The organism is Sphaerisporangium flaviroseum (assembly GCF_039537005.1).
GTDB classification, from domain to species: domain Bacteria; phylum Actinomycetota; class Actinomycetes; order Streptosporangiales; family Streptosporangiaceae; genus Sphaerisporangium; species Sphaerisporangium flaviroseum.
This window is the reverse complement of sequence record NZ_BAAAZR010000002.1, coordinates 67,531-81,372: the sequence shown is the minus strand read 5'-3', so window position 1 is coordinate 81,372 and position 13,842 is coordinate 67,531. Positions and strand designations below refer to the sequence as shown.

Below are 13,842 nucleotides of genomic sequence, written 5' to 3'. Positions count from 1 at the left end.
CGAGAGCGGCATGAGCGGCGGGCGCGATCCGGCCCGCGATGCCGTTCGCGTATTCGGCGAGCAGCTCGCCCGCCGCCTTCGCACGCCCGGCCCACGCGAGCGCGGTCACGGCGGACGGCACCAGGTTCGCTCCCCACACCCACACGCCTTTCCGGCGTAATCGGGTCACCGCGCGCTCGGCCTCCTCGACCGCGTTGTCCAGCGCGCCGCGGGCGAGGTGCAGGTCGATGAGCCCTCCCGCGGCGGCCGCGACGATCGGGACGTAACGGGCATCGGGCGCGTCCAGCCCCGCGCCGTGGAAATGCTCGGCGGCCTCTTCCCATTCGCCGGTCGCCAGGGCGAGCAGCCCCAGGACCAGCCAGACGTCCACCGCGATCAGCGGCGTCTCCGTGGCGAGCTCCCCCAGGGCCGTCGCCCGGTCGCGGAGCCCGTGCCACCGCCCGGTCAGCCACTCCAGGCGGATCTCTGAGACGTCGAGGAGGTAGGCGGGGTACTTCGCGCCGGTCTCCGCGGCGAGCCGCCGTCCCTCCCGGGCGAAGTTCCCGGCCGCGGCGTAGAGACCCAGGGTGGTGGCCGAGTCGTGCAGGTTGCAGTACGCGCGGGCGACCTCCCGCCGGACCGCCGTACGCGGGTCGGCGGCCGGCAACGTGGCGGCGATGGAGAACGCGTCCGGCGAGCCGATCGTCATCTCCAGCGAGGCCCGGTTGGCGAGGACCGCGGCGGCGAGCTCGGGGCTGTCGGCGGTCGCGACGAGCGCCTCTGCGCGCGCCATCCACTCCTGGTGCCGCGCCAGCGACTCGGTGCCCCACTCGGGCAACGCCAGGCTGGCCCAGCCGCGGGCCGCGAGCGTCGGCCGGTCGCTCAGCTCCGCGAGGGCGGCCATGATCTCCGGTCGGCCCGCGGCGGTGTCACCCGCCTGGTTGGACAGCACGACCCCCAGGTTCAGCCGCACCTCCCCCCGCGCGTCCTGGGACAGGAACCCATCGCGCAGGACGTGGCGCAGCAGCCGTACCACCCGCTGGTGGGTCAGGCCCATCGCCGCGAAGCGGCTCAGCATCAGCGCGAGCGGGCCACGGCCCGCGGCCGGCAGGTCGGAGTCGTCGAGCATGCCCTCGATCACCTCGACGGCCAGTGCGGTGTCGCCGAGCGCGGCGGCCCGGTGCGCCGCGGCCGTACCGTGGCGCAGCCAGGCGTCCACGTCCCCGGCCTGCCGGGCATGGAAGGCGAGTTGCACCAGCGGCGGCGAATCCAGCGCGCCGAGCGCGGCCATCGCGCGCTCGTGCGCCGACCGGCGTTCCGGGCCCGGGATCGCGTCGTACACCGCCTGCTGGGCCAGCGCGTGGCGGAAGCCGTACCGGCCGCCGGGGTGGTCGCGCAGCACGCCGGCCCGCAGTGCCTCCCCCAGCCCGGCGGAGTCCCCGCCGACCGCGGTGATGAGCTGCTCCCCGGAGGGAAGCCGCAGCACCGCCGCCGCCTGCACCGCCCCCACCGCCGGCGCGGACAGGCCGGCCATCCGCTCGGCCATCGCCTCACGCAGCAGCAACGGCACCCCGACGCGGTCGAGCGCGTCGGGCCCTTCCGCGCCGGGCAGGGACCGTACCATCTCCTCCACCACGAACGGGATGCCCGCAGTGCGCTCGTGCAGCCGGGTCACGAACCCCGACGACAGGTCGGATCGGTCCAGTAGCGCCCCGGCCAGGCTGCCCACATCGCACACGTCCAGCGGCGCCAGCGGCAGGATCACGTTCGTCGTGTCCGGCTGGTGCCGGTAGGCGCGGCCGAGGGGCGACGGGGCCGCGTCCTGGTTCTCCCTGCGGTACGTCACGACCAGCGCCAGCCCTTCAGGCGGCTGGCCGGTCAGGAAGCGCAGCAGGTCACGAGTGCCGTCGTCGGCCCAGTGCAGGTCTTCGATGACGAGCACGGCCGGTCCGACGGCCACCAGCAGCGCGCGGATCGCCCGGAACATGCGGTGCCGTTCGGCACGCGGGTCGTCGAGCGACTGCGGTGAGGGCGGCAGCCCGCCTGCCAGCTCGGGAAGGTAACCGCGAAGCGCTCCGGTGACCGGGTTGAGCGCCTGCGCCGCAGGCAGCCTGCCTCCGATGTCGCGCAGCGCCTCGAAGACCGGCCCGTACGGAAACGGTTCGCGGAGCTGATGGCAGTAGCCGAGCAGGACGGCCCGATCGCCGGACGGGACCCGGGCGAGCGCGGCGCGGACGAGCCGCGTCTTGCCGATGCCCGCCTCCCCCTCCACCAGCACGACCGCCGGCGGGCGGGTCATCGCGTCGATCAGGGTCCCAAGCTCAGAGGCGCGTCCGACCAGTGCGGGCGAGGGCACGCTGCGCATTCGACAACTCCAAGGTATGGGCTGCGGGACCCCCCGGCACAGTTATCCACGTCCCTCCGGCCACGGTCAACCCTTGGGCGTAACAGCCTTGTTGCGGAAGCGGTCAAGTCGGATCGGGCGCCAGGGGGGCCGGGGCGCCGTTCTCGGTCGGGCGCCACGGGGACCGGCCTTGCGCCGGGGCCTATCCTCGGCACCCATGACGTCCGAAAGTGAGGCGGCCCCCGTGACATCCTCGCCGCGATCCGACGCCCCGAGCGCCGTGCTGAAGACCACGCGGGAGACCGCGATCTGGGGGTACTTCCCCACCGACCGGATGCCCGTGCTGACCGTGGAGTCCGGCACCGTCGTCAGGATCGACGCGATCAACCAGTTCGGGGTGTCCGCCCCCGAAGGGCCGGTGGCCTACTTCGAGGCGCTGGGCGTGCCCGCGGAAGAGGTGCTGCCCGAACTCGCGGAGGTCGCGAAGAACCCGCGCCCCGCCGGGTCCAGCGGTCACATCCTCACCGGGCCGATCCGCATCGAGGGGGCCGAGCCAGGCGACGTGCTGGAGATCCGGATCATGGAGGTCGCGCCGCGGGTCGCGTACGGCGTGAACAGCACCGGCCCGGGCGCCGGCGTCTGCGGTGATCTACTGGACACGGCGTCGACCCGCTTGCTCCGGCTCGACGAGGGCGATCAGTACTACTCGTTCGCGGGCGGCTTCAAGGTGCCGTTCAGGCCGTTCATGGGCATCATGGGCGTCGCACCGCCCACCTCGGCCGGCCTGGTGTCGGCCAACCCGCCCGACAGGTGGGGCGGCAACCTCGACTTCCGCGACCTCACCGCGGGTTCGACGCTGTACCTGCCCGTCTTCCAGCCGGGAGGCATGTTCTACACCGGCGACAGTCACGGCGCCCAGGGCCACGGAGAGGTCGACCAGACCGCCGTCGAGCACTCGATGTCGCTGACCGCCCGGTTCATCGTGCGCAAGGATGTCAGCCTGCGATACCCGCGCGCGGAGAACGACACCTCCATCTGGTGCATGGGAATCGACGAGGACCTCGACGTCGCGCTCCAGATCGCCGTACGCGAGGCCGTCGCCTACCTCGTCGAGACGACCAAAGGCGCGCTGACGACGGCCGACGCCTACGCGCTGTGCAGCATCGCGGTCGACTTCGTCGTGGCCGAGGCGGTGGACGGCAACAAGGTCATCGTCGCCTCCATCGCCAAGTCGCTGCTCCCCTGACGACCCCGCCGGCGAGCAGGTCCGGCCGTCGGTGCCGGGTCCGTACGTCACCCGGCTCGCCCCGGGGCGGCGTCGTTCACGCACCAGGTCCCGGCGACCGGGTGACCGGCGCCGGTCCCAGCAGCGACCAGCTTCGGTCGTCCCCCCAGATCGACGACGCGTCCACATACGGTCGCAGCAGGGCGACCAGCTCCGCGTCGCCTCGGGCGTTGAGCTCGTCCGACGCTATCTTTCGCGCTACCCCGGCGAGGAAGTCGGCGACCTGGACGCGTGGATCCGAGCGTGAATCGACGAGCCGCAGGCTGGTCAACCGGCCTCGTGGCGAATAGCGCAGAACGGTGGGGTGCGGCGTTTCGACCATTTCCTTGAGCCGGGCGACACGCTCTTGCGTCAACGCGTAGTGCTCGTCGTGGACGATCGAAACGGGCGTTCCGCCTTCACTCCAGTGGACGACGGCCTGGACGATGGCCGGGATCAACGGGTCCAGTACCGGAATCGTCTTCGGATTTTCGAGGAGCCGCGCCAGGAAAGAGTCCGCGTGCGGCCTGGCCCGCCCCAGAAGCCGCAGGATCTCGTCGACCTCGCCCGGTGTGCCCGTGAGACGCAGGGCGTCGACCATATGAAAGAACGAGTCGACAGGGATTCTGGCGCGCATCAGGTCGTTGAACGACTCCAGAAAAGCGTTCCATCGGTCGCGCCCGAACGCGCGTTGACCCTCGCGGTACAGGGTGACGGCCATGTCCTTGGACCGCTGGTCCTGGTAGGAACCCGCACCCGCCGTGTAGGAGATCTCCCCGACGAGCAGGTCGATGACCCTGCCGACGGCGAAGAACGCCTTGTCGGCCAGATAGACGTGCGCGTTGCCGTGAATCGGGCTCGACGGCCCGAGCAGCCATTTGAGAACCGGGCGATGCTTCTCGCGCAGGAGATGGTTCGCCTTGTACTCCGTCGCCGGAGATCGTATTCTTCCGCGTATTTCCTGGATGCACTCCGCCGCCACTTCGGCGCTCAGCCGAATTCCGGCGTGCGCGAAGACGTCGGTGTTCCCGCCAATGAGCTTCTCGCCCTCGGAACCGGACTCGTCACAGGCGATCTCGAGAATCGGGCCGGCCGGTGAGGATTCCGCTCGCGACAGCACCTGGTGATTATCGGTCACTACCTGGTTCCCTCATTGATGGGAGTTCACCGGCGAGTATATCAACAGATCATTGTCGAAGATAATGATTTTTCGGTGAATGGCCGTCGCCGATGCACCGTATTCCATTTTTGGCCATATTCCATGTAAAGTCACCACCGCCCATTCCAGCAGACCGCGACCAACCCGAGACCAGGCGCCGGCGCGGTGGTCGCGGGCGGCGAGGGGCAGGCCCCGGGGTCGATCCGGGTCGATCCGGGTCGATCCGGGTCGGTCCGGTTGATCCCCATCAACCGTTCGGTGGATATCGGCAGGATCGGCCACCGATGATCCTCAGAACATGACAGTCATCGAGATCGAGGGCCTGCGGAAGAGCTACAAGTCCGGCAGGGCGGTGGACGGCGTCTCCCTGAGGGTCGAGCGCGGCGAGATCTTCGGGATCGCCGGCCCCAACGGAGCCGGGAAGACCACGGTTGTGGAGTGCGCCTCGGGGTTGCGCGGCCGGGACGGCGGCACCCTGCGGGTGCTGGGCCTGGACCCGGGAAGCGACCGGCGCGAGCTGCTGCAACGCATCGGTGTCCAGCTGCAGGAGGCGGCCCTGCCCGACGCGATCAAGGTCGGTGAGGCGTTGCGGATGTACGCCTCCTTCTACGACAAGCCCGCCGACTGGCGGGCGCTCATGGACGAGTGGGGGCTGGCGGACAAGAGGCGCGCCGGCTTCGCCGGCCTGTCCGGCGGCTGGAAACAGCGGCTGTTCATCGCGCTGGCCCTGGTCGGCAACCCGGAAGTCGTCTTCCTCGACGAGCTCACCACGGGCCTCGACCCTTCCGCGCGCCGTATGACCTGGGGCCTGATCCGCGACATGCGCGATCGCGGGGTCACCGTCGTGCTGGTCACCCACTTCATGGACGAGGCCGAGGCACTGTGCGACCGCCTCGCGATCATCGACCGGGGCCGTGTCATCGCCGAGGGCACCCCGGGCGAGCTCATCACCAAGGGGCGATCGGCTTCCCTGGACGACGCGTACTTCACGCTGACCGGAAGGGACATGGCATGAAAGGCATCACGCAGGTCATCGCGGCCGAACTCCACCTGACCACCCACAATCCGACGCCGGCGTACCTCACGCTGACAGGAAAGGACATGGCATGAAAGGCATCACGCAGGTCATCGCGGTCGAGCTCAAGCTGATCATCCGCGATCCGATGTCGGCGTTCTTCGCCCTCGCCTTCCCGGCGATCATGCTGGCCGTCAAGATGCGCAGCGGCAAGCCCCTGCCGGGCGGACTGCCGGCCATCGACGGCACGGTGCCGATGCTGAGCGTCTTCGTCATCGGCCTGGCCGCGCTGGTCATCCTCCCGGCCACACTGGCCCAGTACAGGGAACGCCGGGTGCTGAAGCGGCTGCGCGCCACTCCCGCCTCCCCCACCATGCTGTTCGGCGCCCAGTGGGTCGCCCACATGCTGCTGGCCGTGCTCGGGACGGCGCTGTTGATCGTCATCGGGCTCACCGTCTACGGGCTCACGACACCCGCCGACCCGGCGAGCGTGCTCCTGGCATGGATACTGGGCGCGCTGAGCCTCGGCTCCATCGGGCTCCTCGTCGGCGCGCTCGTCCCCAGCGGCCGCGCCGCGACCGTGATCGGGCTGAGCCTCTTCTTTCCGATGGGCTTCCTCTCCGGTGCCGTGATCCCCCGCGAGACCATGTCCGGCTCGATGCGTGCCATCGGCGACCTGACCCCCATGGCCCCCGCGGTCCAGGCGATCCGCGATGGCTGGGCCGGCAACACGATCTCCCCGGTTACTCTGGCGGTCATGGTGGCGATATGCATCATCGCCGGCGGCGTCGCCGTCAGAGCGTTCCGGTGGTGACCGCCTCCGACGTCTCGCGCTGGGACCGGGTCTGGCCGGCCCTGCCGTACCTGTTCATCCTGCTTCCGGCCGTCTTCGCCTTGCTGCGGGACTGGAGACCGGAGATCCTGGCGCTGGCGTTGCTCGCCGGGGCCTGGCACTGGTTCATGATCATGTCCCGCCCTGGGCGGATCGAGCGACCGGCGGCGTTGGTCGTCTACTTCATCGTGATGCTCGCCGTCATCGGGGCACTGGTCAGGATCGACACGCTGTTCATGGTGACCGGCGTGGGAGCGTTCATCCAGGCGTTCACCCTACTGCCCGGGTGGTGGGGGTACGCGGGGGTGACCGCCACGGCCGGCGTGCTGGTCACCGCCCGGCCCGGACGGACGCCGAGCGAGATGGTCTACTCCTTCTTCGTCGCGGTGCTGGTCGCCTCGTCCGTCGGCCTGATCAACAAGGCCATCGTCCACCAGAACGACCAACGGAAGCTGATGATCGTCCAGTTGCGGAAGACCGGCGCCGAGCTGGCCGCGCTCGCGGAGGAGAACGCGACGCTGCAGGCCCGGCTCCTGGCCCGCGCCCGTGAGGCCGGCGTGCTCGAGGAGCGGCAGCGGATGGCCAGGGAGATCCACGACACCATCGCGCAGGGGCTGACCGCCATCGTCACCCAGCTGGAAGCCGCGGACGAGGCGACCGGCGAGGCTCCCGGCGCTCGCTCGCGCCTGGACACGGTCCGCACCTTGGCCAGAGAGAGCCTGAACGAAGCCCGGCGGTCGGTTCAGGCGTTGCGTCCGTCGCCGCTGGACGAGGCGCAGCTCGCCGCCGCCCTTCACGACATCACGAAGAACTGGTCGCGGACCACCGGCACACGCGTCTCGGTGTCGGTCACCGGCGACCCTCGGCCGCTGCACACGGAGGTGGAGACCACGTTGCTCCGGGTGGCGCAGGAGGCGCTGGTCAACGTCGGCAAGCATGCCTCGGCCACCCGGGTCGGCCTCACCCTGTCGTACATGGAGGACGTCGTGGCGCTGGACGTACGTGACGACGGGAAGGGCTTCACCCCTGAGGCGGCGGGCTCCCCGGACGCGGAGGGCTTCGGCCTCATCGCGATGCGCCAGCGCGTCACCCGGCTGTCCGGCCGCTTCGCCATCGAGACGGCTCCCGACCAGGGAACGGCCCTCTCCGCCACCGTCCCGGCCATCCCCGCCGACTCGGATTCCCGTCCGGCCGCCCCCGCCGACACGGATATACGACCCGCCTCCACCGCCGACACTGACCCGCCACCCACCACCCCCACCGACTCGGATACCCGATCAGCCGGCCGCTCCAGAAACGCGTTGTAAGACATGCCGATTCGTATGATCATCGTGGACGACCATCCAGTCGTCCGTGACGGGTTGCGCGGGATCTTCACCGGCGACGAGTTCGAGGTCGTCGGCGAGGCCGCCGACGGGCCCGAAGCGCTCGTCGTGGCACTGCGCACCAACCCCGATGTCGTGCTCATGGACCTGCGCATGCCGAAGATGAGCGGCGGGGAGGTCATCCGCCGGCTCCGCGAACAGACGCCGGGCATCCGCGTGCTCGTCCTGACCACCTTCGACGACGACGCCGACGTCCTGCCCGCGATCGAGCAGGGCGCCACCGGTTATCTGCTCAAGGACACCCCGCGCGCCGATCTGCGGCGTGCCGTGCAGGCGGCGGCCCGTGGTGAGACGGTGCTGTCCCCCTCGGTGACCGGCGTCCTGATGCACAGGGTGCGTACGCCGGAACAGCGGACGCTGAGCCCCCGGGAGCTCGAGGTGCTCAGGCTCATCGCCCGTGGCGCGACCAACCGTGAGATCGCCGCGAAGCTCTTCATCACCGAGGCGACGGTGAAGACGCACCTGCTGCACGTCTTCGCCAAACTCCAAGTGAACGACCGAGCGGCCGCGGTCGCGACGGCATACGAGACCAGCCTCCTCAAACCGGCCACCAACGACTGACCAAAGGGCTGATCGCCATAATGGTGGGGCCGGTCGTGGCGGCAGGGATCACCTGGGCGTACAGAAGAGGTTCCCGGCGGAGCAGAATCGGACAGCGCCCACGCGCCGGCGACGAATAGGATCACAGAACCAGGGACGGCCATTTGGGGGGATTCTGCGTGCACCGAACCATCCGGACCATGGATGACGTCATGGACCTGCTGGATCGGCTGTTCGCATCCGAGGCGGACCGGTGGACGGCGAACGCCTCGACGTGGTGGGACGACTTCTACGCCGACCGCTCGAAGCCGGTCCCCTTCTTCGTGACCAAGCCGGATGAGAGCCTGGTGTCCTACGTCGAGCGAGGACTCCTCACTCCAGGGCGTGCTCTCGATCTGGGCTGCGGGCCGGGCCGCAATGCCATCTACCTGGCCTCACTCGGCTTCGAGGTGGACGCCGTCGATCTCTCCCCCGCCGCCGTGGCATGGGCCGAGCAGCGGGCACGGGAGGCGGAGGTCGATGTCCGCTTCGTCTGCGGCGACGCCTTCACCGCCGAGTTGACGCCCGGCCGGTACGACCTGGTCTATGACTCCGGCTGCCTGCACCACCTGCCGCCGCACCGCCGGGTGAGCTACCGCGCCCTGCTCTCCCGGGTGCTCGTCCCCGGCGGCCACCTCGCTCTCACCTGCTTCGCCGCGGGCGCCATGGGCTCCGAGCTGCCTGACGAGGAGTTCTACCGCGAGGGTCGCCTGTACGGAGGGCTGGCGTACAGCCCCGACGCACTGCGGTGGATCTTCTCCGACTTCACCGAGGTCGAGATGCGCATGATGGAGGAGCAGCCGCCGAACGCACCCGCCTTCGGTGTCCCCTTCCTCTTGGCCGCGCTGTTCCGCCGTCCGGCAGGCGCCTGACCGCGTCCCGCAGTCCTGCGGAAAGGCTACAAAAGCAGATTCCCGTATGGTGGCTACAATTGAGCAATGAAAGCCGCAGTCCGCACCACTTATGGCCCGCCGCAAGTGGTTCGTGTCTTAGAGGTGGAAAAACCGGCGGTCAAGGACAACGAACTGCTCGTCAAGGTCCATGCGGCGACGGTAAATCGCACCGACTGCGGGCTACGGGCGGCCAAGCCGTTCATCTACAGGTTGTTCACCGGGCTGGTCAGGCCGAAGGTGACGATCCTGGGCAACGAGTTCGCGGGGGAAGTAGCGGCGGTAGGCGGCGGCGTCACGTCCTTCAAGGTCGGCGACAGGGTGTTCGGATACAACGACGCCACGTTCGGTGCCCACGCCGAATACATGCCGATCGCTGAGGACCGGATGCTCGCGATCATTCCGGCGGGCCTGACCTACGAGGAGGCCGCGCCCAGCACCGAGGGTTCGCACTACGCCCTCACGCTGATCAGGACGGCGAAGGTCGAAACCGGGCAGGACGTCCTCGTCTACGGAGCGACGGGGGCCATCGGCTCGGCGGCGGTCCAGCTCTTGAGGACTCTCGGCGCCGGCGTGACCGCCGTCTGCGATACCAAGAACCTGGAGTTGGTCAGAAGTCTGGGTGCCGACCGGGTCATCGACTACACGGCCGAGGACTTCACGAAGGACGAGCAGAAATACGACGTCGTCATCGATGCGGTCGGCAAGAGTTCGTTCGGCCGATGCAGGCGACTGCTGAAACCTCGCGGCATCTATATCGCGTCGGACGTGGGCCGCCTGTGGCAAAACCCGTTCTTGGCACTCACCACTCCGCTGCTCGGCGGCAAGAAGGTCAGGTTCCCCCTCCCACGAGAAGACCAGGCGACGGCGCGCTATTTCGCGGAACTGATCGAGTCCGGAGACTTCAAACCGGTAATCGACCGACGCTATCCATTGGACGAGATCGTCGAGGCATATCACTACGTAGAGACCGGCCAGAAAACAGGAAACGTCGTGCTCAGCATCAGGCCCCAGAACTAGACCAGCACGCCACGAGTCCCCGGGGTGCATGACACGATCTCGCCGCCACCGGAGGCGCACAGTCAGGCTTCAGGTTGACCGGGACGTTCCCTCGAGGAGGACAAGAGTAGGCAAGACCCGCCGTCAGAGGGCCGTCGTTGTGAGGGGGCGCAGGGCCAGATGCCAGGGGTAGGTGTCGGTGTGGTCGGCTCCGGAGCTGGGGGTGTGGGGCTCGAACTGTCCGGGGCCGATGAGGACGTGGACGCCTTCGGCGCGTAGGTGGTCGACGCTGCGGCGGAAGGGTGCCCGGCCGGCCAGGGCGGTGTTGACGAAGGGGAGGACCACGACGGGGATGCCGAGTCCGGGGGCTTCGGCGAGCAGGCCGAGGGCGTAGGTGTCGGCGATGCCTTGGGCGAACTTGTTGATGGTGTTGTAGGTGGCGGGGGCCACGATGATGGCGTCTGCTCTGGGCGACTTCGGCTCATCCGGCTTGCGGTACCGGCTGCGGACGGGGCGTCCGGTCTGCATTTCCACCGCCGATACGTCGATGAAGTCCATGGCGGGTGGGGTGGCGATGATCTGGACGGTCCAGCCGGCGTCTTGGGCCAGGGTGACGACCTTGCCGGCATCTGCGGCGGGGGCTGCGGCGCACACGATGATGTAAAGAACCTTGCTCACACGGAGACTCCGACGATTGGGGCATATTCGTTCGCCACGCGCCGAATGGTGATCGGCGTGGTCGCGTGTAGGTCGCGGACCAGCGCAGAGTAACAGGGCGTGCGATGACCTCCCCGGGGCGACCTCGCCGGTGACTCGCAACACGTAGAGGGCTCGCTCGTGCTCGTTCCAGGCGAGGAACGCACGCGCGGCACCGAGTTAGCAGGTGATTTATGTTCGTTGATCGGTAAGGCGTCGATGTCGATTCATCTGGCGTAGTCGCTGGTGATCGCCCTGGTCGTGGCTCTCAACGTGACGAGTGGAACCTGAGGCGAAGCGGGGAGCTCGACTCGATTGGGGGGTCGAAGGGGCCGGAGGCTTCCCCTGGGAACACAGCCCGAGCCGAAGGCGAGGCCCATCACCCGCTGGAGGCTATGCGGGCTTTACAGCTGCCGAGGTCGCGTTGCATCACCCTTCGGACCTGACCGATGCGCAGCGCCTGCCCAGCCGGATCCGATGTACGTTTCATGCGGCCGGTGGCGGGCCTCGCCGGAGGGCTCTCGTATCGCCCCTGGTCAGAGGGGAAGAAGGTGACCACTACGGCCTGGTGCCGCCTCCCAGGACGGGTCACGGGCCTGGTTGTGACGGCGGGCGAGCCGATACCGTCCGGTCGGGCACGTCAGAGCACGGAACCTGCTTGGTCGGGTGTCGTACTCCGCTCGCTTCGGGGTGGGATGCGGCCGGGCCGGGCGTGTTGCGAGCCCGGACGCGCTCCGTCCCGGGGAACCTCCGTCCTCCGGACCCCGACGAAGCCCGCCTCTGGAGCCCGACATGCCAGGAAAACGCTGGGCAGCCCCCGCGTTGCTCGCCTTGTCCCTGCCACTGCTCGCCCCCATGACCGCACTCACCCCACCGGCCGCCGCGGCGACGTCCTCATCCGTCACGGCCGCGTCCTCATCCGTCACGGCCGCGTCCTCGTCCGTCACGGCCGCGTCCTCGTCCGTCGCGTCCGCGTCTTCGTCCGTCGCCGGCAGCAGCGCGCGGCGACCGGCGGCCGCCACAGTGCCGCTGGAAGAGATCAACGCGACCACCACCCAGGTCGCCTCCGGGTTGCGACGCCCCGTCGCCATCGCCGCACCCGACGACGGGACGAACAGGCTGTTCATCGTCGAGAAGCGCGGCACCGTGCGTGTCTACCACCCGGACACCGGTCTCGCACCGAGCCCGATCATCGACATCACGGCGTCGGTGGACGAATCCGGCAACGAGCGGGGACTGCTCGGCATCGCCCTCGCGCCCGACTTCACGCAGAGCCAGGACCTGTACCTGGCGTACACCGCGCTGCCTGACGGCGCCGTCACCCTGGCCCGATACAGGCTGGACGACGCGCGCCTCGAGCCGCTGCTCTCCCAGGAGCACGCCGAGTTCGACAACCACAACGGCGGCCAGATCACCTTCGGCACCGACGGCTACCTGTACTGGAGCATCGGCGATGGCGGCGGCGCCGCAGACCCCTTGGACTCCGGGCAGCGCCTGGACACCCTGCTGGGCAAGATCCTGCGCATCAACGTGAACCGGACATGCGGCTCCCTGGCCTACTGCATTCCTGCGGACAATCCGTTCGTCGGTCGTGCGGGCGCTCGTGGGGAGATCTGGATGTACGGCCTGCGCAACCCGTGGCGCTTCTCCATCGACCACGCCGACGGCTCGATCTGGATCGGCGACGTCGGACAAGGCAGGTGGGAGGAGATCGACCACGTCAAGGCGGGGCGGCAGGCCGGCGTGAATCTCGGCTGGTCCTGCTACGAGGGACTTGAGGTGTTCGACCAGACCCAGTGCCGGTCCGGCGTCCAGTACACCAAGCCGGTCTTCACCTACTCGCCGTACACCGGCGGCTGCTCGGTCATCGGCGGACTCGTCTACCACGGTGAGGCGTTCGCCGACCTGGTCGGGGGAACCTACATCGCGACCGACTACTGCTCCTCCACCGTGTGGGCGCTGCGCCAGGACGGCCGGGGCGGCTATCTCTCAGCCGAGCTCGGCGAAATGCCCACGCAGGTCACCGCGTTCGGAGCCACCCCCGAAGGCGAGTTCTACGTCGTCAACGACCTTCCCGGCGGGCTGCACCGGGTGTCGTTCGAACGGGCCGCGCCGACCTGCGGGATCAAACTGACCAAGCGGACCTGGGGTACCGGAATGACCGTCGACCTCACCATCACCAACACCGGCACCACGCCGATCGACGGCTGGACACTGGTCTTCATCCTGTCCCAGGGCCAGACCGTCATCTCGGACTGGAACACCGACCTCACCCAGGGCAGTAACGTCGTCACCGCGGTGAACGCCGCACACAACGGCTCCATCGCCCCTGGCCGCAGCGTCACCATGGGCTACCTGGCCAGCCACACGGGCGACGCGTCCCTACCGACCAGGTTCTCCCTCAACGGAGACACCTGCGCCGTCAGCAGCTGACCGGCACCAACTGACGGCGGCTGACCGGCACTTACTGGCAGTGGCTGACCGGCGCCTACCGGCGACGGCTGATCAGCACCTACCGGCTGCGGCTGACCGGCACCTAACGATCGCCGATCTGGTCGGGGCGGCGCGGCTCGCCGGCACGGGCGCGTTCGATCGGCGACGGCCAGGCCGAAGGCGAAGAAGAAGCAGTACCCGTCCGCCCGCGCCGCCAACTCGACGGCGCGGGCAACGGCCTCGCACTGAAGACCACCTCCAGCCGCA

At 69.1% G+C, this 13,842-nt stretch carries 12 protein-coding genes; 8 read left to right on the top strand and 4 right to left on the bottom strand.

The genetic code is table 11. The annotated features are described in order from the left end of the window. Nucleotides 1–2,344, bottom strand: a 2,344-nt coding sequence (locus ABD810_RS06685; protein ID WP_344935629.1) for an ATP-binding protein, incomplete at its 3' end; no start/stop codon positions are given. Between the two features lie 223 nt (nt 2,345–2,567). Between ABD810_RS06685 and ABD810_RS06680 the strand changes: the two genes are divergently transcribed. Next, nucleotides 2,568–3,569, top strand: a complete 1,002-nt coding sequence (locus tag ABD810_RS06680; protein WP_344935627.1) for an acetamidase/formamidase family protein — start codon at nt 2,568–2,570, stop codon at nt 3,567–3,569. A 76-nt stretch (nt 3,570–3,645) separates the two neighbouring features. Here the strand turns inward: ABD810_RS06680 and ABD810_RS06675 are convergent, their stop codons facing one another. Together ABD810_RS06675 and ABD810_RS06670 are read right to left on the bottom strand one after the other, a co-directional pair. Beyond that, nucleotides 3,646–4,725, bottom strand: a complete 1,080-nt coding sequence (locus ABD810_RS06675; protein ID WP_344935625.1) for a DUF3800 domain-containing protein — start codon at nt 4,723–4,725, stop codon at nt 3,646–3,648. 12 nt (nt 4,726–4,737) lie between these two features. Continuing rightward, nucleotides 4,738–5,028 carry a hypothetical protein gene (locus ABD810_RS06670; protein ID WP_344935623.1) on the bottom strand — a complete coding sequence of 97 codons (291 nt, stop codon included), beginning with the start codon at nt 5,026–5,028 and terminating at the stop codon, nt 4,738–4,740. A gap of 16 nt (nt 5,029–5,044) precedes the next feature. On the opposite strand from ABD810_RS06670, the gene ABD810_RS06665 reads away from it, so the two are divergent. The 6 genes from ABD810_RS06665 to ABD810_RS06640 all read left to right on the top strand — a co-directional run bounded on the left by ABD810_RS06665 (nt 5,045) and on the right by ABD810_RS06640 (nt 10,467). Next, nucleotides 5,045–5,761, top strand: a complete 717-nt coding sequence (locus ABD810_RS06665; protein ID WP_344935620.1) for an ABC transporter ATP-binding protein — start codon at nt 5,045–5,047, stop codon at nt 5,759–5,761. Nucleotides 5,762–5,852: 91 nt separating this feature from the next. After that, the gene (locus ABD810_RS06660) at nt 5,853–6,575 is read left to right on the top strand and encodes an ABC transporter permease (RefSeq protein ID WP_344935617.1); all 723 of its coding nucleotides are present in this window, start codon (nt 5,853–5,855) and stop codon (nt 6,573–6,575) included. After that, the gene (locus ABD810_RS06655) at nt 6,572–7,900 is read left to right on the top strand and encodes a sensor histidine kinase (protein ID WP_344935615.1); all 1,329 of its coding nucleotides are present in this window, start codon (nt 6,572–6,574) and stop codon (nt 7,898–7,900) included. The genes ABD810_RS06660 and ABD810_RS06655 overlap by 4 nt, the downstream gene beginning before the upstream one ends. 3 nt (nt 7,901–7,903) lie before the next feature. Continuing rightward, on the top strand, nt 7,904–8,539 hold the full coding sequence (locus tag ABD810_RS06650; RefSeq protein WP_344935613.1) for a response regulator: 636 nt from the start codon (nt 7,904–7,906) through the stop codon (nt 8,537–8,539). Nucleotides 8,540–8,730: 191 nt separating this feature from the next. Next, nucleotides 8,731–9,429 carry a class I SAM-dependent methyltransferase gene (locus ABD810_RS06645; protein ID WP_344935611.1) on the top strand — a complete coding sequence of 233 codons (699 nt, stop codon included), beginning with the start codon at nt 8,731–8,733 and terminating at the stop codon, nt 9,427–9,429. 66 nt (nt 9,430–9,495) lie between these two features. Continuing rightward, nucleotides 9,496–10,467, top strand: a complete 972-nt coding sequence (locus tag ABD810_RS06640) for an NAD(P)-dependent alcohol dehydrogenase (RefSeq protein ID WP_344935609.1) — start codon at nt 9,496–9,498, stop codon at nt 10,465–10,467. Between the two features lie 123 nt (nt 10,468–10,590). On the opposite strand, the gene ABD810_RS06635 is transcribed toward ABD810_RS06640, so the two are convergent. After that, entirely contained in the window at nt 10,591–11,124 is a 534-nt protein-coding gene (locus ABD810_RS06635; RefSeq protein WP_344935607.1) for a flavoprotein, read from the bottom strand. A gap of 810 nt (nt 11,125–11,934) precedes the next feature. Between ABD810_RS06635 and ABD810_RS06630 the strand changes: the two genes are divergently transcribed. Further along, nucleotides 11,935–13,575, top strand: a complete 1,641-nt coding sequence (locus ABD810_RS06630; protein WP_344935605.1) for a PQQ-dependent sugar dehydrogenase — start codon at nt 11,935–11,937, stop codon at nt 13,573–13,575. Nucleotides 13,576–13,842: the final 267 nt, after the last annotated feature.